The 21362-nt window shown below is 43.1% G+C and carries 14 protein-coding genes, 2 tRNA genes and 2 rRNA genes; 13 read left to right on the top strand and 5 right to left on the bottom strand.

Translation table 11 applies throughout. From position 1 onward, the window contains the following. Window positions 1-45 precede the first annotated feature (45 nt). From JMW85_RS00225 to JMW85_RS00200, 6 genes are all read left to right on the top strand, one after another. Window positions 46-122 (top strand) — tRNA-Ile (locus tag JMW85_RS00225). Window positions 123-131: 9 nt separating this feature from the next. Continuing rightward, a tRNA-Ala gene (locus JMW85_RS00220) sits at window positions 132-207 on the top strand. A 359-nt stretch (window positions 208-566) separates the two neighbouring features. Beyond that, a 23S ribosomal RNA gene (locus tag JMW85_RS00215) occupies window positions 567-3426 on the top strand. 191 nt (window positions 3427-3617) lie between these two features. Continuing rightward, window positions 3618-3732: ribosomal RNA gene (gene rrf, locus JMW85_RS00210) — 5S ribosomal RNA — on the top strand. A gap of 222 nt (window positions 3733-3954) precedes the next feature. After that, window positions 3955-4203: a hypothetical protein gene (locus JMW85_RS00205; RefSeq protein ID WP_201580571.1), complete on the top strand. Its 249-nt coding sequence runs from the start codon at window positions 3955-3957 to the stop codon at window positions 4201-4203. Further along, the gene (locus JMW85_RS00200) at window positions 4143-5471 is read left to right on the top strand and encodes a hypothetical protein (RefSeq protein WP_201580570.1); all 1329 of its coding nucleotides are present in this window, start codon (window positions 4143-4145) and stop codon (window positions 5469-5471) included. The genes JMW85_RS00205 and JMW85_RS00200 overlap by 61 nt, the downstream gene beginning before the upstream one ends. Before the next feature lie 2 nt (window positions 5472-5473). On the opposite strand, the gene JMW85_RS00195 is transcribed toward JMW85_RS00200, so the two are convergent. Then, window positions 5474-5734, bottom strand: a complete 261-nt coding sequence (locus tag JMW85_RS00195) for a DUF1289 domain-containing protein (RefSeq protein WP_201580569.1) — start codon at window positions 5732-5734, stop codon at window positions 5474-5476. Window positions 5735-5922: 188 nt separating this feature from the next. Between JMW85_RS00195 and JMW85_RS00190 the strand changes: the two genes are divergently transcribed. From JMW85_RS00190 to JMW85_RS00180, 3 genes are all read left to right on the top strand, one after another. Next, window positions 5923-6570 (top strand): YqiA/YcfP family alpha/beta fold hydrolase, encoded by a 648-nt coding sequence (locus tag JMW85_RS00190; protein ID WP_201580568.1) that lies wholly within the window; start codon window positions 5923-5925, stop codon window positions 6568-6570. A gap of 110 nt (window positions 6571-6680) precedes the next feature. After that, entirely contained in the window at window positions 6681-8567 is a 1887-nt protein-coding gene (parE, locus tag JMW85_RS00185) for a DNA topoisomerase IV subunit B (RefSeq protein ID WP_201580567.1), read from the top strand. A gap of 149 nt (window positions 8568-8716) precedes the next feature. Then, window positions 8717-9412: a lysophospholipid acyltransferase family protein gene (locus tag JMW85_RS00180; RefSeq protein WP_227681623.1), complete on the top strand. Its 696-nt coding sequence runs from the start codon at window positions 8717-8719 to the stop codon at window positions 9410-9412. Window positions 9413-9547: 135 nt separating this feature from the next. Here the strand turns inward: JMW85_RS00180 and JMW85_RS00175 are convergent, their stop codons facing one another. After that, entirely contained in the window at window positions 9548-10216 is a 669-nt protein-coding gene (locus JMW85_RS00175; RefSeq protein ID WP_201580565.1) for an SDR family NAD(P)-dependent oxidoreductase, read from the bottom strand. Window positions 10217-10521: 305 nt separating this feature from the next. Between JMW85_RS00175 and JMW85_RS00170 the strand changes: the two genes are divergently transcribed. Beyond that, complete coding sequence (locus JMW85_RS00170) at window positions 10522-11868, top strand: hypothetical protein (protein ID WP_201580564.1); 1347 nt, start codon at window positions 10522-10524, stop codon at window positions 11866-11868. A gap of 183 nt (window positions 11869-12051) precedes the next feature. Here JMW85_RS00170 and JMW85_RS00165 read toward each other — a convergent pair whose 3' ends face one another. Continuing rightward, complete coding sequence (locus JMW85_RS00165) at window positions 12052-13764, bottom strand: mechanosensitive ion channel (protein WP_201580563.1); 1713 nt, start codon at window positions 13762-13764, stop codon at window positions 12052-12054. Between the two features lie 474 nt (window positions 13765-14238). Here JMW85_RS00165 and JMW85_RS00160 point away from each other — a divergent pair, with 474 nt between their 5' ends. Beyond that, a complete protein-coding gene (locus tag JMW85_RS00160; RefSeq protein WP_201580562.1) occupies window positions 14239-14970 on the top strand; it encodes an FKBP-type peptidyl-prolyl cis-trans isomerase in 732 nt (243 codons plus the stop codon). A gap of 98 nt (window positions 14971-15068) precedes the next feature. Here JMW85_RS00160 and argA read toward each other — a convergent pair whose 3' ends face one another. Next, on the bottom strand, window positions 15069-16391 hold the full coding sequence (argA, locus tag JMW85_RS00155) for an amino-acid N-acetyltransferase (RefSeq protein ID WP_045445754.1): 1323 nt from the start codon (window positions 16389-16391) through the stop codon (window positions 15069-15071). A 557-nt stretch (window positions 16392-16948) separates the two neighbouring features. On the opposite strand from argA, the gene JMW85_RS00150 reads away from it, so the two are divergent. Further along, on the top strand, window positions 16949-17536 hold the full coding sequence (locus tag JMW85_RS00150; RefSeq protein WP_201580561.1) for a hypothetical protein: 588 nt from the start codon (window positions 16949-16951) through the stop codon (window positions 17534-17536). 150 nt (window positions 17537-17686) lie between these two features. On the opposite strand, the gene JMW85_RS00145 is transcribed toward JMW85_RS00150, so the two are convergent. Next, window positions 17687-18703 (bottom strand): patatin-like phospholipase family protein, encoded by a 1017-nt coding sequence (locus JMW85_RS00145; protein ID WP_307783064.1) that lies wholly within the window; start codon window positions 18701-18703, stop codon window positions 17687-17689. A gap of 272 nt (window positions 18704-18975) precedes the next feature. Between JMW85_RS00145 and recG the strand changes: the two genes are divergently transcribed. Next, window positions 18976-21342, top strand: a complete 2367-nt coding sequence (recG, locus tag JMW85_RS00140) for an ATP-dependent DNA helicase RecG (RefSeq protein ID WP_265090722.1) — start codon at window positions 18976-18978, stop codon at window positions 21340-21342. Window positions 21343-21362: the final 20 nt, after the last annotated feature.

Genomic DNA, 21362 nt, shown 5'->3' with positions numbered 1-21362 from the left:
ACAAGTTGTTCTTTAGTTTAAGCTTACGTTTTAACAAGCGTAATTGGGTCTGTAGCTCAGCTGGTTAGAGCACCGTGTTGATAACGCGGGGGTCAGTGGTTCAAGTCCACTTAGACCCACCATTTTATAATGGGGCCATAGCTCAGTTGGTAGAGCGCCTGCCTTGCACGCAGGAGGTCAACGGTTCGACTCCGTTTGGCTCCACCACTATAGACGAATAAGCTTTAAGTGCTAATAGTATAAATAGAAACAAGTGATTTATCTTTGAATAAAGACACGATTACTTCTTTCTGTTTTATACAGAATCTGTGACTCGACGAGAGCATAGAGACTATTTAAAAACATAGATATGAGTCTGGGTTAGGAGGGGCGTGTTCACGCGCACCTCTTAACCTTAATCACTCACCTCTTAACGACATCAGTTGTTATCCCAGGGGTAAGTGATTAAAAAAGTAAAGAGAACTGAATCAAGCGTATAAACATAGGTGATATCGTTATCATAATTAGACTTTATAACACTTAGAAGTTAAGACTTATTTATAAGTCAAGACTACTTGGGGTTGTATGGTCAAGTAATGAAGCGCACATGGTGGATGCCTTGGCAGTCAGAGGCGATGAAAGACGTGACAGCCTGCGATAAGCTTCGGGGAGGCGGCAATATCCTGTGATCCGGAGATTTCTGAATGGGGAAACCCACCTACCATAAGGTAGGTATCTTGTACTTGTACAAGAAGCGAACGAGGGGAAGTGAAACATCTCAGTACCCTTAGGAATAGACATCAAATGAGATTCCCCTAGTAGCGGCGAGCGAACGGGGAGAAGCCGATTAATGCTAATGTAGAAGAACAGCGTGGGAAAGCTGACCGTAGTAGGTGATAGTCCTGTATTCGAAACATTAGCGTTAACATATTAAGTAGAGCGGGGCACGAGAAATCCTGTTTGAAGATGGGGGGACCATCCTCCAAGGCTAAATACTCCTGACTGACCGATAGTGAACCAGTACCGTGAGGGAAAGGCGAAAAGAACCCCTGTGAGGGGAGTGAAATAGAACCTGAAACCGTGTGCGTACAAGCAGTGGGAGCCTTAATTTATTAGGGTGACCGCGTACCTTTTGTATAATGGGTCAGCGACTTATATTCTGTAGCAAGGTTAACCGTTTAGGGAGCCGTAGGGAACCGAGTCTTAATAGGGCGTTTAGTTGCAGGGTATAGACCCGAAACCGAGTGATCTATCCATGAGCAGGTTGAAAGTGCCGTAACAGGCACCGGAGGACCGAACCCACTGTCGTTGAAAAGCCAGGGGATGACTTGTGGATAGGGGTGAAAGGCTAATCAAACTCGGTGATAGCTGGTTCTCCCCGAAAGCTATTTAGGTAGCGCCTCGGACGAACACCATTGGGGGTAGAGCACTGTTTCGGCTAGGGGGTCATACCGACTTACCAAACCGATGCAAACTCCGAATACCGATGAGTGATATCCGGGAGACACACAGTGGGTGCTAACGTCCATTGTGGAGAGGGAAACAACCCAGACCGCCAGCTAAGGCCCCAAATTCCTAGTTAAGTGGGAAACGAGGTGGGAAGGCATAGACAGCTAGGAGGTTGGCTTAGAAGCAGCCATCCTTTAAAGAAAGCGTAATAGCTCACTAGTCGAGTCGGCCCGCGCGGAAGATGTAACGGGGCTCAAACTAGGAGCCGAAGCTGCGGATTTGAATTTGTTTTCAAGTGGTAGGGGAGCGTTGTGTAAGCCTGTGAAGGTGTGTCGTAAGGCATGCTGGAGGTATCACAAGAGCGAATGCTGACGTGAGTAACGATAATGCGAGTGAAAAGCTCGCACGCCGGAAGATCAAGGGTTCCAGTCCAACGTTAATCGGGGCTGGGTGAGTCGACCCCTAAGGCGAGGCCGAAAGGCGTAGTCGATGGGAAATCGGTTAATATTCCGATACTTGTTTATAATGCGATGGAGGGACGGAGAAGGTTATGTCAGCCTGGCGTTGGTTGTCCAGGTGAAAGGATGTAGGCTTGTGGCTTAGGTAAATCCGGGCTACAACATGGCTGAGATCTGATAGCAAGCTGTACTTGTACAGTGAAGTGGCAAATACCATGCTTCCAGGAAAAGCTTCTAAGCAATAGTTATAAACGAATCGTACCCTAAACCGACACAGGTGATCAGGTAGAGAATACCAAGGCGCTTGAGAGAACTCTGCTGAAGGAACTAGGCAAAATGGTACCGTAACTTCGGGAGAAGGTACGCTGCTGATGGTGATAGGACACGCTCCTTGAGCTGTTGGCAGTCGCAGATACCAGGCTGCTGCAACTGTTTATTAAAAACACAGCACTCTGCAAACACGAAAGTGGACGTATAGGGTGTGATGTCTGCCCGGTGCTGGAAGGTTAATTGATGGGGTTAGCGTAAGCGAAGCTCTTGATCGAAGCCCCAGTAAACGGCGGCCGTAACTATAACGGTCCTAAGGTAGCGAAATTCCTTGTCGGGTAAGTTCCGACCTGCACGAATGACATAATGATGGCAGCGCTGTCTCCAGCAGAGACTCAGTGAAATCGAAATCGCAGTGAAGATGCTGTGTACCCGCGGCTAGACGGAAAGACCCCGTGAACCTTTACTACAGCTTTACATTGAACTTTGACCTGACTTGTGCAGGATAGGTGGGAGGCTTTGAAGCCGAGACGCTAGTCTCGGTGGAGCCAATCTTGAAATACCACCCTGGTCATGTTGGGGTTCTAACTCAGGTATAACAATACCGAGGACAATGTATGGTGGGTAGTTTGACTGGGGCGGTCTCCTCCTAAAGAGTAACGGAGGAGTACGAAGGTGCGCTCAGACCGGTCGGAAATCGGTCGTAGAGTATAAAGGCAAAAGCGCGCTTAACTGCGAGACCCACAAGTCGAGCAGGTACGAAAGTAGGTCTTAGTGATCCGGTGGTTCTGTATGGAAGGGCCATCGCTCAACGGATAAAAGGTACTCTGGGGATAACAGGCTGATACCGCCCAAGAGTTCATATCGACGGCGGTGTTTGGCACCTCGATGTCGGCTCATCTCATCCTAGGGCTGAAGCAGGTCCTAAGGGTATGGCTGTTCGCCATTTAAAGAGGTACGCGAGCTGGGTTTAGAACGTCGTGAGACAGTTCGGTCCCTATCTACCGTGGGCGTTGGAAATTTGAGAGGATCTGCTCCTAGTACGAGAGGACCAGAGTGGACGAACCTCTGGTGTTCGGGTTGTCACGCCAGTGGCATTGCCCGGTAGCTACGTTCGGATGGGATAACCGCTGAAAGCATCTAAGCGGGAAGCCCACCTCAAGATTAGATTTCCCTAAAGAGCCGTTGAAGACTACGACGTTGATAGGCAGGGTGTGGAAGTGCAGCGATGCATGTAGCTAACCTGTACTAATTGCTCGTTTGGCTTGACCATACAACACCCAAGTGGTTTGTATGAAAGCTCTAATTAATCTATCTTGTATAAGCGAAAGCTTATAGAATAAAAGAAAGAATATTTCGATATCACCTTTAACCTTGATTCAGTTAGGTTGCAAGTTGATCGACCATAAACTAAACACTTATAGTCAAACAATAAAAATAACAGACTCATATCTAACCCCCTTTGCTGACGACAATAGCATGATGGCACCACCTGATCCCTTCCCGAACTCAGAAGTGAAACATCGTTGCGCCAATGGTAGTGTGGGTTCGCCCATGTGAGAGTAGGTCATCGTCAGCTCTCTATTCTAAAGTAAAACCCCCTCCGCGAAAGCAGAGGGGGTTTTTCTTTGTGCTTAAAAATACCAGTGTGATACTTGATACAGCTTTATTTATTGTCCTATTCCTCAATGTTAAGTAATACGCTAGTAGGCTCCTATGGTTATAGTTATACTTTCGGTTCGTGATATTATTATTGCCGTTTCAAGATAATAAGTCGCTATAGAATACATGGAGTTTAATAATGAAACAGATTGAAAGAAATGTAGGAATAGCTAAAAGAGCTATGGAAAATTCATCTGACCGACTAAACAGTATTGAAGATAGTACAATACAATCTGAATATAAGGAATTCTACGAACTGTTTGATAATCGACATGATGACCCATTAACTATTGATATAAAAAAGCTCTTCACTGGTTTCTTGAATATATGGGTGACGATGATTGGTTTGAGCGCAGACAGAATGTTATTGAGTACTTTAGTAAAATAGCAAAGAACATCAACGAAGAGCAAGATGCATACGATGTTGATAGTAATAAGAAGACTAGAATGGCTTTTTACGAAGATTGGGTTGCATGGTATTTATATCTTGCGGAGTCACTTGCGGACCGTCCAGCCGTTGATGAACCAAGCCAATCATCGAGAATTTGGCCTTTCTTTGCAACAATTGGAAAGTACAGCGAAGAACTTAAAAAGGTAAAAGGAATCGATGCTAAGTTACACGATTTGCTTAAAAAAAGAATAAATCAACCTGACTCTATACTATTTGAGCTTGTCGTGGCAATTTGTTATCTGAGGAATGGATGGACAGTGGAGTTTATCCCTGAGACAGGAAAAAGTAAAACTCCAGATTTATCCGTTTTACGCGGAAATCAAAATTATTTTGTTGAATGTAAAAGATTAGCCAAGGTGACTGAATACTCTGAAAAAGAGAGAGCACATTGGATTAAGAGGTGGAGAGAAGTACTTCCACTTTTAATTCAGTATCCGCACTCAGTGTTTTTAGATATTGAGTTCAAGGTTGAAGTGGAAAAAACAGAAGTCAACTTAGTTGCCAAAGTTTTCCAAGATATGGTATTAACTGGAGCAGTTAAACACGGATCTTGCTTTGAAAATGAACACGTTAGAGTCTGTGTAAAATACATGGATATGAAAAGGATACACGATCATTTCGATAAGTGGATGGTCAAATATCCATCACCTCAGCTGCATGCTTTATTTGATGATAATTACGATCCTCAAGGCAGCTATACCAACGCTTGCATTGCAAAGCTAGTCGAGATTAATCCTGATAGCGAAAGTATAATAAACATATTCGCTGATGAAATCGATAAAGCTTATTGTGCTAAGTGGGAGTGCACAGCCGTTGAATCAATCAATAAAAAAGCTAAAGATGTTAAAAACCTGTTAGTTAAAGCAGTTAAGCAAGCACCAAAAAATGGCTCTACTATTGTACATATTGGTTATGAAACTTTGCATGGACCTCATGTTGAGTATATTAGAGATGCAAAAATAGTTGAACTGCTTTCAAGTTTTAAATTTGGTTACAAAGATATAGCTTCAATATTTTGCCACTCATTTCAGTCCCGTCTTTTTGCAAATAACGAATGGGATTTTGCAGAAACTACCAGATACTTTGGCATAACTAAGAACCCTAATGAACTACTAAACAACAATCTTCTTATGGACAGGGATGGGACAGAAAAAGCAAATGAAACGCATTGGTCTCAAGATATGCAAGAGTACCTGAATAAATAAGTTTAAAACAACTCACCCATTTCAACCACATCTTCAAAATCAAACCCCAACTGCTCGCCCTTACGCTGTCTCATCTGCTCAATACGCTGCTTACGTCCTGCGATAAGCCGTAGCACCTCGCGTTGCTGCTCTGTCGTCATATCATGCCATCGCTGGCGCTCCGTTCGACTGCGCAGGCAACCAAAGCAATAGCCTTTTTTATTGCTTTGGCAAAGACCAATACATGGATTGGCAATCTCAAACAGCTCAAACTGTTGGTTCATGGCGACTCCATGGCTATTATCGTCATTCCTTTGACTTGCATAAAACTATTATGACAATATTATTATGTCGCAAATACTGACTAATGGTGTGCCGTTTTATTGTTATTATTTTTGTTTAGCAGGTGCTATGCTTAGCGTCACTAGCCTATATAAGATAATCATAACAAAATTAATAAGTGAGATGATACGTGAACTTGATTTATATCCATGGACTGGACAGTGATGCGAACTCTACCAAGGGAATGCTATTAGAAAAATACTGCCAGCATCATCATCCTGATATCAATGTACTGCGTCCCGATTTGAATAAATCGCCACAAGACGTGTTCGATAAACTGATAAGTCTAGTTGAGGAATGGGGCAGCGACTCAAAAGTTGTATTCGTTGGTAGCTCATTGGGTGGCTATTTTTCTACCTTGGTGAGCAATCATACAGGCTGTGCGGCTTTACTATTAAATCCTAGTACTCAGCCACATGTGACATTACAGCGCTTTGCTCATGACTTACTGCTAAATAACGATAGTAATGAAGGTCAAGGCGAAGATAAATTGCCAAAGAATCAAATTCTCTATACGACCACTGGCGGTTGGGATATTACTTCTGCGGATTTGCAATGGTTTGCAGATCATCAGTTATCAGAAATTCATTATCCTAAAAAAATTGCTGTATTTATCAAAGAAGACGATGAGTTATTAAATCCTGAATTGTCTAAAGCCTTTTATCAACAGCAAGGGAGTACGGTTATTTTACAAGCGGGTGGCGATCATCGGTTTAGTGACTTTGGTGAGCAGTTGCCGATGGTGATAAATATGCTACAAGATTTAGTACGAGTCTAAACAGGCGACATTATATGACGTGAGCGATGGACTATTAACCTTAACGTCGCTATTTTTGGTTATAATGGTTGAATAGAATTAATCAGACATGAATCGTTAAGGATGCATTTGTGAGTCAATATAATGCGCAATCGTTAGAAGTTTTAGAAGGGCTTGAGCCAGTACGTCGTCGTCCAGGTATGTATACCGATACCACGCGCCCCAATCATTTGGCGCAAGAGGTTATCGACAACTCAGTTGATGAAGCGTTGGCGGGTTATGCTAAAACCATCAAGGTGCAACTGCATAGTGATGGCTCGTTGTCTGTCGAAGATGATGGGCGTGGTATGCCGACTGATATTCATCCTGAATTTAATCAATCGGGTATTGAGCTGATTTTAACTCGTTTGCATGCCGGTGGGAAGTTTTCGACTTCTAATTATGAAGTGTCAGGCGGTCTGCATGGGGTAGGTATCTCTGTCGTCAATGCGTTATCAACACGTGTTGAGGTGACGGTATGGCGTGATAGTACACAGTTTGATATGGCGTTTGAAAATGGCGCACCAGTTACGCCGTTGACTGAAGCAGTCAGCTCAAACAAACGCAAACGTGGTACCAGAGTGCATTTTTGGGCAGATGGTCGCTTTTTTGATACGCCTAAATTTAATGTCAAGCAGCTCAAGCACAATCTAAAAGCCAAAGCAGTATTGGCAGCTGGATTGACGATTGAATTTGTCGATGATATTAATAATGAAAAGGTGGTTTGGCAGTTTACTGACGGAGTGGTCGAATATCTAAGCGAACAGTTGGATGGTTTAGAAACCTTACCTGAAGCACCGTTTTATTATAATTACGATGCGAAAGCGGGCGAACGTGCTGCTATTACCTTTGCCTTGTCTTGGTTGCCTGATGGTGGCACGCCAATTCAAGAAAGTTATGTGAACCTTATCCCGACGGCTCAGGGCGGTACGCACGTCAATGGTCTGCGTACTGGTATCTTAGAGGCATTGCGTGAGTTTTGCGATATTCATAATTTGCTACCACGGAGTGTCAAGTTAACGGCAGAAGATGTCTGGGATGGGGTGAACTATATTCTGTCGCTTAAATTTTCTGAGCCGCAGTTCTCTGGGCAAACCAAGGAGCGTCTGTCTAGTCGTGAAGCTGCTGGGGCAGTACAGACATTGGCAAAAGATGCTTTTAGTCTGTGGTTAAATCAGCATGCCGATATGGGTACTCAAATCGCAGAGCTGGCGATTAATAAAGCTGGACGTCGTCTCAAGTCTGCCAAAAAAGTCGCCCGTAAGAAAATCACGCAAGGTCCTGCATTGCCGGGTAAGTTGGCAGACTGTCGTGGTGATTTGCGTGATGGTGCTGAGCTGTTTTTAGTAGAAGGGGATTCTGCGGGCGGTAGTGCTAAGCAAGCACGCGATCGCCACTATCAGGCGATTTTACCTTTGCGTGGGAAAATTCTAAATACGTGGGAGGTGTCATCAGATACGGTGTTATCGAGTCAAGAGATTCATGATATCGCTATTGCTATCGGTGTCGATCCTGCATCTGACGATCTGTCTGAGCTGCGTTATGACAAAGTCTGTATCTTAGCGGATGCGGATTCTGATGGTCTGCATATCGCCACGCTGATTTGCGCCTTATTTGTGAAGCATTTTCCTGCCTTGGTGGATGCGGGTCATTTATTTGTCGCCATGCCGCCATTGTATCGCGTGGATGTGGGCAAAGAGGTGCATTATGCGTTAGATGAGCCTGAGCTTCAGCACATTTTGGCCAATGTGACGGGCAATAAAAAAGCGCAGATTACCCGTTTTAAAGGCTTGGGTGAAATGAGTGCAGAGCAGTTACGTGAGACGACCATGAACCGTGATACTCGGCGTTTAGTTCAGCTAGATATGGATGACATGGTGCTGACCAATAGCGTGATGGATATGCTGCTGGCTAAAAAACGTGCTGCTGATCGCAAGGTTTGGCTTGAGAATAAAGGCAATTTAGCTGATATATCCTAATGGGCTTGATGGATATGTCCATCAATAGCTATATATTTATATAAGTTTATAAACCGGTAAGCTGGCAAGCAATAAAAGCCTATAAAATTCAATTTAGTTGTATAAGCTTAATGTTATTATGTAGGTATCTTTTATTATGTGGTGCCGTCATGACATCAAAGTTATTTAATCGTTCAAAAGCTGCTGCTTCTCAGTCTGTAAACTCTAAAATATTGCCCAAGCTTAGTAGAAAGCAGCTGGGTAGTTTAGTTCCGAAACGCGGTAATAAAATTGCGCCAGTGATTGCCTCAGCTATGCTAAAAGCTGCGGGTTGGCGTACAGTTGGAGAGATTCCAAATATTTCACAAGCCGTGGTTTTAGCGCTGCCGCATACTTCGAATATCGATGGGGTTTATGCGATACCAAGTTTATTCGCCCTAGATTTAAAAATCAGTATTATGGGTAAGCATACGTTATTTAAAGTGCCCGTATTTGCTCAGCTATTAAACTGGATAGGGGTGATTCCCATTGATCGTAGTGATAAAGGCTCAGTGCTGCAAGCAAGTATTGATAAGTTCAAAACAGGTAAGCCACTATTTTTGGGTTTAGCACCAGAAGGCACTCGTCAATATACTGAAAATTGGAAATCAGGCTTTTATTATTTAGCAGTGGGCGCTGGTGTACCTATTTTGCCGGTAGCGATGGATTACAAAACCAAAGAAATACGCTTTATGTCGTTGGTCTATCCTAGTGGTGATATCGAAGCGGATTTACCAAAAATTTATGCTCAGTATAAAGGGGTGATACCAAGACATCCTGAGCGCTTATCTCAACCATTACAAGATATCAGTCATTCAGCTGAATAAAGTTTTTAAATGAGTTATGAGTATCTGTATTATATTAAGACCCCCTGACAGATTAATGTCAGGGGGTCTTTTGTTTGCGGTGATGAGTTTTAAGAATGGCTAAAAAACTAAAAAACTAAAAAACTAAGCATTGAGTTAGCTATTAAACGTACTCACCCCGCCATCAACAGGTAAATTCATACCAGTAATAATGGCAGCATCATCACTGGCTAAAAACATCACAGCGGCGGTTACATCAAACGGTGTCGCTGTCTTCCCTAGTGGAGAGTGGGTAATAAATGGATTTGGGCTGATGTCTGTTGCCACCAATCCAGCAGATACGGCATTAATACGTACATTATTTGGTATATTCTCTAATGCCAGCTTCTTTGTAACATCAGTCAAATTCTTTTGTCTAGCTTTATAGGTCTTCATATTCCAGTCTGCTGATATCTCCGTTAGCGTTGACACATTAACGATATTGCCTTGTGTTTTTATCAGTTCTGGAATAACTGACTGATGAATGCCGACCGCAGTATCTATATTGACCATCACATCAATATGTTTATATTTGTCGCGTACATGCTCTATTAATCTTGCCGTTTGGGTCAGATCATTAATGTCACTGGTTACGGTAAGGTGGTTACCTGTATTGATCCATGTATGATCCTGTGGCAGATCCTCGTAGATGTATTCTAAAATATCGTTATTAATACCAACGATTATACAATTCGCCCCTTCTTGTGCAAATCTAAGCGCCGTTGCACGACCAATATCAGAATCTGCACCTGTTATAATGACAGTTTTTTCTTTAAAGCGCTTCATAACGTTCAATCCTTTTTATTATATAATGGTCATTAAATAATTTTAATAAATGACTCTAAAAAATGTAATCAAAGGCAGCCCATAAGCGATAAGTTTGACTGCAAATCATGCTACTTTGCTATTATCATAACAACTCATTGCCCTGAAAGCGACTGCATTTAATAAGGCTTATTTTGTTAAGTTTTTCGTTGGTAGCCTGTCGTTATAGCGAAAACATTTGCGAATATTCAACATGCTCTAGTGTTATGCTCATCAATAGCAACTTACCATACAACGCGTCCATTCGATAATAAAAGGTTAACACTGTGTCTGACTCATCTATTACCCTATCTGATAATGACTGTCTTGTTAATGAGTTGACCTGCTATTTGCAGAAAGATGCTGTAGATATTGCTTTGACCAATATGCAGCATCTTGAGCATAAATATGACGCGTGTTACCGTGCTCAGCAATATCACTATCAATTGCCACTGGGTAACCTATCATTACTTGAGCTCATATTGTATTTGCCTGCTAAAAGTAGTCTGGTCGATATTAAAGCTGCGCGTATGGCGGTAGTAAAGGCCGCGCTCATATGGCACAAGACATATCTTACTCAGCATAAAAATAACGACAACATGAGCCATAATGTTTTAGTTTTTGATATTCAGCGCACCGATAAAGCTGAAGAAATCAATAAAATTAAGATAAATAACCAGCAACGACAATCCCTAAAACGGCTCACTCATGGTTTTGGTGTCCGCTATTTTATGGAAGATTTGGTTGTGGATATGAGCGACAGTATGCAGCAGCTACAAGTTTTTAGCTGGCATGATTGGCAGGCGATATTAGCAAGCCTACAAGCACCATGCGAGTTATGGCGATTTTTGCATTATCGTTTAGGGCAATTACAGTATTCAGCCAGTAATCATGTCATTAGCTTTGAATCAGAAGCAGATCTAGTCACTCAGTTTTTACATAGCCCTACTTTATTTAGGGACGCTATCGCAGTAGATAATGCACTCATCAAGTACGAGGTGCAAGATGAGCCCAATCCTGCATTAGTCGCTATGACACTTGCCTACAAAAACAAAAGCACGACTGCGCAGATGTATCATCAGCATATGGCGCAAGCGGCAGCTCTGTGGTCGCAGCTAAGCACCCAAATGATAGAGATGCTCGATGAAGAGGTACTAGACAATGCTGATAAAGAGACACTAGGAATAAAACGCTGTTATTGGCAACAGCAGTTATTGGACGAGTCTTTATTTTCGCGCCATGAGCTGGTTCGAACTCTATATCGACATCCTAAACAAGCACATGGTCTGCAAAAAGAAGGTTATGTCGTCCATCAGCACTCTTATGAGAGCTTGGGACGGCATTATGTATTGATCTTCTATGGACAAGATGTTGAGAGCCAGCACAGTAAACAGGCTATTCAGCCAAACTTAGCAAAGATTGCACAGGATGTTGCGAGCCGCCTGCCAATAACCGAGCTGCATCATGTAATTGTGTTGGGCATTGATTTTATTGACGAGTCTAATGACACCTTTATTGATATCGATTTATGGATTCAACCGGTTGATCCGATGACCCAGCGTGAGCGGCAGCTGACCAAGCAACTACAGCGCTTAAACCAACAGCATAAAAAGCAAACGAAAAATAACTTATGAGCAAGTAACAATGAGTCAGTGCGAATGCAATTAAATTTGAATATACCTGCACGGAAGACCAAGTCCTGAGTATGATTTTGTAGCGATGTTTTGTAGCGATATTTTTGTAGAAACTAAATTTACGCCATAAAAAAAGACAGCCTAGGCTGTCTTTTTTATTCAAAATATATCGTTAATGATGACTTATTTTAAGTCGTTATTATCAATATCAGTAAAGCCTTTATTACTTGGCGCTAGATTTGAACCAGTGTCGATATCGTCATCACTTGTTTCAACATGAGTGATATCTACATGACCCGTACTAAGATTGTTGGTATCGACAGTGCTAGTAGGGAAGTCACTAGTCATTGTACCTGAAGCAGCAGGAGTGTTCTCTCGAACTGAGTCAGCAACTTTTTCTTGTGTACTTGAGCGAGTATGAAGAGCAGATTTCGCTTTAGCTTCTTCACGTTCTTTGTCCATTTTATCCTGCATTTTACGTAGGAAACGGGCAGCGGCTTCTTGACCACCAAGACCAAATGAAAGGGCAAAGGCTACTGCTACGGCACCTAGTGTTAGACCAAAGGCTAGGTTAACGATAGAATCAGCAATACCCATCGCTTTTAGACCCATGGCAAGTACTAAACCCATGATTAGTACACGGACGATGTTTGCTAAGAATTGTGAGCCTTGCTCAGAACGCTCAACGACACCTGCAATGATATTGGCAAGCCAGAAGCCAATAAATAGGATAATTGCGCCCAAGATAATGTTGGCACCAAACGCAATAAACATGGCGATAATGGCTGAGATAGGCTCAAAACCTAGTAAGTCAGCGGCGGCAATTGAGGCAAATAACATTGCAAAGAAGATAATCGCATAACCAACAAGGTCAGAGACTCTCTTGTCGCCCATCGTTTCTTGTAAACCAACTTTCGCAGGCAATTGGTTAATCTCAGTGTTTTCGATCAACCCTTTGATGATATTGGCAACCATACGTACCACATAGAAGGTCACGACTAAAATCGCAACCGCCATAAAAATATTTGGCAATGCTTCCATGATTTTGTTCAGCATGTTTGTCGCAGGACGAGCAATCACTTCAATTTTTAATGCATTTAATGCAGCAATAATAGTTGGAATGATCACTACTAAAAATGCCAATGAACCAGCGATATTAGGCAAGCTGTTTTTTTCGCTTAAACCTGCTTTTGTAGCCAGTTCTTGAACATTAAAAGTAGACACAAGGTTGGTCACAATGCCGCGTACCACTTTGGCAATGATATAACCGACGACAAAGACGACACCTGCAATGAGGATGTTAGGGATAAAGCTAAAGATTTTATCAACCATGTTAGTCAATGGAGCAAACAAACCATCAAGCTCTAATTTACCCAATACCATCGTCAAAACAACCAACAAGATGAACCAATAAACCATATCGGCAATCGTGCTGCTCATCGGTTTTACACCTGCCTGAGCACTTAAACGCTCATCCATTGACGTTTTCGCCAATGCCGCGTTGATAGCTGTGCGTGCAACAGTAGCCAAGACCCAACCAATAATACCCACAGCGATAGCGCCGATAAGATTAGGGATAAAGGCTAGGACTTGATTGACCATATTTGCAAACGGTGTCGAGATTGAGTTCAAATTCAATTGATTCAGCGCCCCAGAAATCGCGATGATAAAGATGAACCAAAATACAATCTTAGAGATAATACCTTCTAAATCGTAGGTCTTACCCGTTGAAGAGTTCATGCGTTGGTTCAGATTGACTCTAGATAATACATTACGAACCAGTGCCGCGATACCCAGTGCCACTGGCCAACCAATAATAAATATTAAAATAGCACCAATAATAGAGCCAATCGGCCCACCAAGATAACCGTTAAAAGATGTGTACATTGGATTCATCTTATCCTCCTTTAATCATCGTACGAAAGCCACTCAACAATATCATCAGTACAGCTATTGTTGAGCGAAACCAATACATAGATGGTTATAATTAATAGTATTTTTAAAGTAAGTTATGCGGTGATATTATAATTTTTGAGTAGATAACCTTATCAAAAAACCTTATCAAAAAACGTTGGTTTCCCTCGTGTTAATTACCTTACTGCCAATGTTAATCATCCATGATAAAGACGTACACTCGGTTACTTATCACCTTAACTCATTTAGCTTAGCTGATGTATTAGTGGATTTAAAGATAGAAAGCTTAACGTGTTACTGTATTTGTGTGATAACTTGTTATTATGATGAGAAATATTAACATAGACTGTACATTCGCCCGATAATTTGACGGCAAACATGGTTCCTAAAACTAAGATTTGTTATTATAGGAACATGTGACATCTCGCCACTATCCTTACAATTTGAGAGTACTTTATGAAAAAAATCACTACTTTAAGCGTTGGTGCACTTGCTAGTGCTATGTTGTTGGTAACAGGCTGTAGCACAAATAACGGTAACCAAGAGACAGCTGCTAAAAGCGTTTCAATCACCGAGCAAAGCTCAGCAAATGAAAAAGTAGGTTATAGCTTAGGCTTCATGATGGCTGAAGGTAACAAAGAAACGGTCGGTGACCTGAATCTTGATACCTTTGAAAAAGGCTTCCGTGATGGTTATGAAGGCAATGAATCAGCATTGACTCAAGAACAAATGCAGGAAGTGTTGACGACTTATCAAAAAGAGCAAGAAGAAAAGTTCGTTAAAGACATGGAAACAAAAGCTGGAGAAAACAAAACCAAAGGCGCTGCATTCTTAGCAGAAAACGCTAAAAAAGAAGGCGTCAAAGAAACGGCTTCTGGCTTACAGTACAAAGTTATCACCGCAGGTACGGGTAAATCACCAAAAGCGACTGACGTGGTTGAAGTGAACTACGAAGGTAAGTTAATCGATGGTACGGTATTTGATAGCTCTTATGAGCGCGGTGAGCCAATTGAGTTTCCGTTGAACCAAGTTATCGCTGGCTGGACAGAAGGTCTACAGCTGATGAAAGAGGGCGGCAAATACGAGTTTTATATCCCATCAGATATTGCTTATGGCGAAGCGGGTAACGCAGGTATTGAGCCTAACAGCACGCTTATCTTTACGGTTGAGCTGTTAAAAGTAAAATAATACTTAGTACACACCCTAGTGAACAGTGTTAAAAAATAAAATCATAAAAAAGCCCTCATAATATTATGAGGGCTTTTTTATAACTAGAATTTAAGTATCTAAAGAGTTTTTTGAAAGACTTTAGAATTACGACCATTATGGTATTTTTCTTGACGCGATGCAGGTAGCGCGCTGGCCTCGACTTCGGCGAAGCCTTGCTCAACGAACCAATGTGCCGTCCGTGTTGTTAATACAAACAACTTGTGCAGACCATGACTGCGCGCTTGTTGCTCTAAGAATGCCAGTAAGTCAGCACCGCGACTACCGCTACGATAATCGGGATGTACGGCGACACAGGCAACTTCTGCTGATTCTGTATCCAATGGATATAGCGCCGCGCAGCCCAAAATCATACCATCACGCTCGATGACACTATAATTATCAATCTCTTGCTCTAAGCGTTCGCGTGAGCGGCTGACTAATATGCCTTGCTCTTCTAGCGGTGATAATAGCTCAATCAGTCCGACCACATCGTCAATATTGGCACGACGAATCTCTTCGTAAGGGTCGTGGCTGATAAGAGTGCCAGAGCCATCACGAGTGAATAGCTCTTCTAATAAGGCACCGTCTTTGGCATACGAGATAATATGGGTGCGATGGACGCCTTGGCGGCAAGCCAAACTGGCGCAATTTAAGAAATAATTGATCTCGCAATTTAAATCACGATCACGTAAGAAGCGGTCGACTTCATTAGGAATCATCTCTCTTAGTAAGCGATCATCGTCATTGATGCCTGCTTCTTCACCCAAGAAGATAAGCTTATCAGCACCCAGTGCCACGGCTGCACTGAGCGCCACGTCTTCAGCTAGCAAATTAAAGACTTCACCAGTTGCTGAATAACCCATTGAGCCTAAAATCACAATATGGTCGTGTAGCAGGTTGTTTTTGATGGCCTCAACATCGATAGAGCGCACTTCGCCAGTCATTTGGTAATCGATACCATCACGAATACCGTAAGGACGTGCGGTCACAAAATTGCCTGAAATGGCATCGATGCGTGAACCATACATAGGTGAATTGGCCAGTCCCATCGACAGCTGCGCTTCGAGTTGTAGGCGAATAGCGCCTACCGCTTGTAAAATAGCAGGCATCGCCACGCGCGGTGTAATTCGAATGTCTTGATGCAGTGGGGAGGTAATGTCAGCATCTTTTAAGTTCTTTTCGATTTGCGGTCGCGCTCCATGTACCAATACCAGCTTGATACCTAAGCTATGCAGTAGCGCAAAATCATGAATAAGGGTGCTGAAATTTGGATGATTGACCGCCTCACCACCAAACATAATCACGAACGTTTTGCCGCGATGGGTATTGATGTAGGGGGCAGAGTTACGGAACCAATGGACGTATTCAGGGTTGATTTGGGGCATGGCGCTAGTAGTCATAATAAGGGCAATAGTAGTGAGAATAAGAAAAGGGGCGTAGCAAAAAATGCCTATCGCTAAAGAATTACCATAGCAAAAAACGCCGTTATGAGCTATCTTTTATTTCAGTAGTATCAATCAATTTTTATCACTGATGGACGATATACACAACCCCAACACGGGGTTAGTGTACGTACAAACACTTTTTGCTATGCTAAACGCTATTGCTTTACAGGCGATGAACGAAGATAATCAATAAAAATAAAAACTTTATACGCTAAGCTTACCAGCTATGACAAGATAGCAGCATAGCAGCATAGCAGCATAGCAGCATAGCAGCATAGCAGCATAGCAGCGCTTGCCATTAGCTGTCACTACAATCAGCAGCGATACTAGGTCTGCCAGTACTATAACAGTCAATCATTTATAATTAGTCGTGTTTCTTATAGCATGTTTCTTATAAGTGGGTATGTTCCGTCTAAATTGCGCTGCCTGTAAACGATTCAATATACACCAAAAGTTATTCAAATTTTACCAGCTGCGTTTTACCGACATATTAACCAGGGATAATGAAAACCATGAAAAAAAGTAACCAATTTGCTAGCCCATTTAGTGCTTGGAGCGGACATCGCTTATTCCACGTTGTGGCTGGTACGCTCATCGGTGCGATGGTAGTGACGCAAGCCTCGGCAATGCTACCGACGCCAGAACAAGCGGTTGATAGTTCGGCAGCTGTACAGACCAATGCTAATAAAAGCAGCAACTCGAGTGCACAGGCCGTCAATAGTAAAATTACCGCGTCATTGATTAGCGTTGATGCAAATGGTCAAGAGGTTTTGGCTCCGGTGAATGCTAGTACGCGCCTGCAATCAGGTAATGTCTTGGAGTACCAAGGCTATTTTACCAATACCAATGCAGATCGCGTCCGAAAAATGACCGTGACGATGAGTATCCCTGAGCAGGTAGAGTTATTGCGTACAGTATCACCTGAATTTCCATACGGCAGTGCAGACGGCAATACTTTTGCCCGTATGCCATTACGTGGAAAAGTGGATAACCAACTGCAAGAAATTCCATTAAAATATTATAAAGCGGTACGCTGGGATTTAGAGGGTGTTGGTCTTAATGACACCGTAGTGGTTAAATACCGTGCACGTGTGAAATAAGCCAGTCATTTAGTATTAAGTATTTTATAAGGGTGATTTATTTAATACTGGCTTAATATTAGTTTAATCACAAAAAGCATCACGGCTCGTTGCTGTGGTGCTTTTTTATGGGTTGTTAACAAGAAATCTTGGTACGCCGTTGCAAGGCACTTAAAGCGTCACGTATTTTCGGCTAGATTTTTCTTTGATTAATTGCTTGATGGCAGCCATCTGTGCGGTAGTGGCTTGCGATCCTGCAGCGATGAGAGCACGGCGCTGGCTGGTATCTAGTGAGCTGATATGACTGACCGCAGGCGTAATCAGCACATCAGCACGATCTCGTTCACGCTGCATCGATGAGGCACGATTGGCGCTTGGTGGGGCTACGACATTACTCTCTAAAAATCCCCAAAAATTGCTTAATCCGTTGAGGTTTAATTTTTTATCAAGTGTAGACACACCGCTAGTATTGTTAATACTAGTATCTGTCACATCAATGGCAATAACAATATCAGCGCCCAAGTCATGAGCGCTATCGACAGGTACTAGGCTGACCACGCCACCGTCGATATATTTTTTACCGACCTTTTCGGGAATACGTGGCGCAATAAAAATATTCGGTACGCTACAGGACGCTTGAACGGCAAGCCCTGCATCACCAGTGGTAAAAATGGCTTTTTTCAAAGTATGCTTCTCCGCCGCGACTGCTGCAAAGCGGATAGGGAAATCCTCTATTACTCGTCCATCGACTTTATCGTTGATAAAGTTCTTGAGTTTGATACCCTCGATGACACCTTGATTGGATAAGACAAAATCTGTCAATTCGCTATCTGTAGTGGTCAGTGCCAGTTGCTCAAGCTGTACTGGTGTGTAACCGCTCGCATATAGGCCACCAACCAAGCTGCCGACGCTGGTGCCAACGATAAGTGTGGGCTTAATGCCATTTGCTTCTAGTGCTTTAATCACCCCAACATGGGCGAAGCCTTTGGCACCGCCGCCGCCCAATACTAACGCCACATTAAGTGGCGCTATTTTTGGTGTTTCAGGTAACGGCTGCGCTGGCGTTAGAGAGCTACAAGCGCTGATAGATAATCCGAGTACGGCAATTAAGCTGGTGAATAGCACTCTCATACTATGTCGCACTCTTAGACTATGAATAGGTGGTCGGTACTGGGCAGGAGGGAACATAAAAACACCTTATAAAATGACCATAATACGGAAAATAAGATATCAGTTATTGATATGATACAAATGAGCCGTTTGACTTTCAGGCTTTTTGACGCAGTATTACTAAATAGCTGAGCATAAGCAATTGTATTGTCAGCTATAATGAAATGAGTCGGTGTTTTGATGTGTCCTGTTGATGACAGCTGTTTTATAAAAACTGTCATCATCTACGGTATATTGAAAATATTTGAATGAGTATATGAAAATTAAAAATAATATCGTTAGGATCCTTGATGTCAGTATCAGTGAACGCTTCTTTAACTAGCCCAACAGAGCACTTTAGGTCTGAGCTGCCACTCTCAGCGCTAGATATGCCAGTGACGGCACTGGCGGGTGTGGGATTAAAAGTCGCAGAACAGTTGGCACAATTGAATATTAAACGAATATTTGATTTATTGCTGCATCTGCCACGTGATTATGAAGATCGTAGCCGATTGCTGTCTATAGCAGAGGTGGGGCACGGGCAGTCTGCGTTGATTACTGGGCGTGTGGTGCACGTCGATACCAAGCGCAGCGGTATGACGGTCGTGGTAGATGATGATACGGGCACCATATCGCTACGGTTTTTTAAGGTTTATCGTGGTCTTGCACAAACCATGAGCTTAGGGACGCAACTGCAATTATTTGGCGAAGTAAAGGTGAGTCGTTATGGTAAGCAAATCCACCATCCTGAATATCAAATTATCAGTAGTAATGAAGCGGTAGTAAATACCGGTTTGCAGCCTATTTATCCAAGTGTCAAAGGTTTGCATCAAAATAAGCTGCGTACCTTAATTAAGCTGGCATTACAGACGGTTCGCAGTGAAGGCTTACCGATGACGCTGTTTACTCCTACAGACTTTGCAGTCGTGGCTGACTTGCCATTAGCGCCTTTTGAACCGACGAAGACAGTAGTAACAGAGGCAGAGTATACAGAAGATATATTTTCGACATTGGCGCGTAGTGTGCCAGATAATACGACTGGTCATAGCGTTAGTAGTGTCAATAAAACCAATGTCTATGATGCCAATAATAATACAAACAGTGATATCCATACAGTCGCTAATAGAACAGTTAATAACAACGTCTATAACCTGACGATATTTGAAGCCTTAGTATTACTGCATACACCGCCGACTTATACCGACGCCGGACGACAATATCAGCTACTCACCCAGTTAAGTGCCCGTACTCATGCGGCATGCCAGCGTTTGATTATTGAAGAATTAACCGCCCATCAGCTCAGCTTGTTATATCGTCGTCAGCAACTGCATCAGCATAAAGCACCCAAATGTGCCACACAAAGTCCGATTACCGATAAGCTATTTGCTGCATTACCATTTGATTTAACGGGTGCCCAGCAACGAGTCATGAAAGATATTACGGCTGATATGGCAACGTCCATCCCGATGCTGCGGTTGGTGCAGGGCGATGTTGGCGCAGGTAAAACCTTGGTTGCAGCAGGTGCGGCGGGTTATGCGCTTGATAGTGGCTGGCAAGTGGCTGTTATGGCACCCACAGAAATTTTAGCAGAGCAGCATTTGGTTAACTTTAAGCAATGGTTTGAACCGTTAGGTATCGGTGTCGGCTGGCTCGCTGGTAAACAAACGGCGAAGCAGCGCCGCGAAGCGCTGGAAGCCGTCGCAGAAAACACGATGCAAATCGTGGTCGGTACTCATGCACTGTTTCAAGAGCAGGTGCAGTTTGCCAAATTGGGCTTAGTTATTATCGATGAACAGCATCGCTTTGGTGTTGAGCAGCGTATGGCACTGACCAATAAAGGTGTGGCGAATAGCACACCACATCAGCTGATTATGACCGCTACCCCGATTCCGCGCACGCTCGCGATGAGCGTGTACGGTGATATGGATACCTCGATTATTGATGAATTGCCACCGGGGCGTACGCCAATTACTACGGTGACCATTGACCGTAATCGACGCGATGAAGTCATTGAGCGGATTGCGGTTAATTGTGAAGCGGGTAGGCAAGCGTACTGGGTTTGCTCGTTGGTCGAAGCGTCTAGTGTACTGGATGCGCAAGCTGCTGAAGCTACTTATGAGGATTTAAATGAGCGCTTGAATATTCGCATTGGTCTTGTCCATGGCAAGATGAAATCCGTTGACAAACAAGCCATCATGCAAGAATTCAAAGCTGGCAATTTGGATTTGCTGATTGCCACAACGGTCATTGAAGTCGGGGTCGATGTCCCTAATGCGTCGTTAATGGTCATTGAAAATGCCGAACGATTAGGTCTATCGCAATTACATCAGCTGCGCGGGCGAGTCGGGCGAGGCTCAACCAAAAGCTATTGCGTACTGTTATACCAAAAGCCATTATCAGAGACAGGTACAGAGCGTTTAAATGTCCTGCGTGATAGCACTGATGGTTTTGTCATTGCGCAAAAAGATTTGGAACTGCGTGGTCCCGGTGAGTTATTAGGCAAACGTCAAACGGGTAACGTCGGTTATTATTTGGCTGATCTGATACGTGACGAGCAGCTGTTTGCCATTGCTCAGCGTTTAGCCAAACATTTAATTGCAGATCCTATGCGCAAGGCAGATGTCAGCCAACTGATTCACCGCTGGATGCCTGAGGCGAGTCGTTATACTAATGCCTAAGGCGTATAGTCAATTCAATC

It is taken from the genome of Psychrobacter glacincola, assembly GCF_904846075.1.
GTDB classification, from domain to species: domain Bacteria; phylum Pseudomonadota; class Gammaproteobacteria; order Pseudomonadales; family Moraxellaceae; genus Psychrobacter; species Psychrobacter glacincola_C.
This window is presented reverse-complemented; position numbering and strand designations above follow the sequence as displayed.

Coding starts and splice junctions, on each gene's coding strand:
- JMW85_RS00205 (WP_201580571.1), top strand. CDS start 3,955: ATGAAACAGATTGAAAGAAATGTAGGAATAGCTAAAAGAGCTATGGAA.
- JMW85_RS00200 (WP_201580570.1), top strand. CDS start 4,143: ATGGGTGACGATGATTGGTTTGAGCGCAGACAGAATGTTATTGAGTAC.
- JMW85_RS00195 (WP_201580569.1), bottom strand. CDS start 5,734: ATGAACCAACAGTTTGAGCTGTTTGAGATTGCCAATCCATGTATTGGT.
- JMW85_RS00180 (WP_227681623.1), top strand. CDS start 8,717: ATGACATCAAAGTTATTTAATCGTTCAAAAGCTGCTGCTTCTCAGTCT.
- JMW85_RS00175 (WP_201580565.1), bottom strand. CDS start 10,216: ATGAAGCGCTTTAAAGAAAAAACTGTCATTATAACAGGTGCAGATTCT.
- JMW85_RS00165 (WP_201580563.1), bottom strand. CDS start 13,764: ATGAATCCAATGTACACATCTTTTAACGGTTATCTTGGTGGGCCGATT.
- JMW85_RS00160 (WP_201580562.1), top strand. CDS start 14,239: ATGAAAAAAATCACTACTTTAAGCGTTGGTGCACTTGCTAGTGCTATG.
- argA (WP_045445754.1), bottom strand. CDS start 16,391: ATGACTACTAGCGCCATGCCCCAAATCAACCCTGAATACGTCCATTGG.
- JMW85_RS00150 (WP_201580561.1), top strand. CDS start 16,949: ATGAAAAAAAGTAACCAATTTGCTAGCCCATTTAGTGCTTGGAGCGGA.
- JMW85_RS00145 (WP_307783064.1), bottom strand. CDS start 18,703: ATGTTCCCTCCTGCCCAGTACCGACCACCTATTCATAGTCTAAGAGTG.
- recG (WP_265090722.1), top strand. CDS start 18,976: ATGTCAGTATCAGTGAACGCTTCTTTAACTAGCCCAACAGAGCACTTT.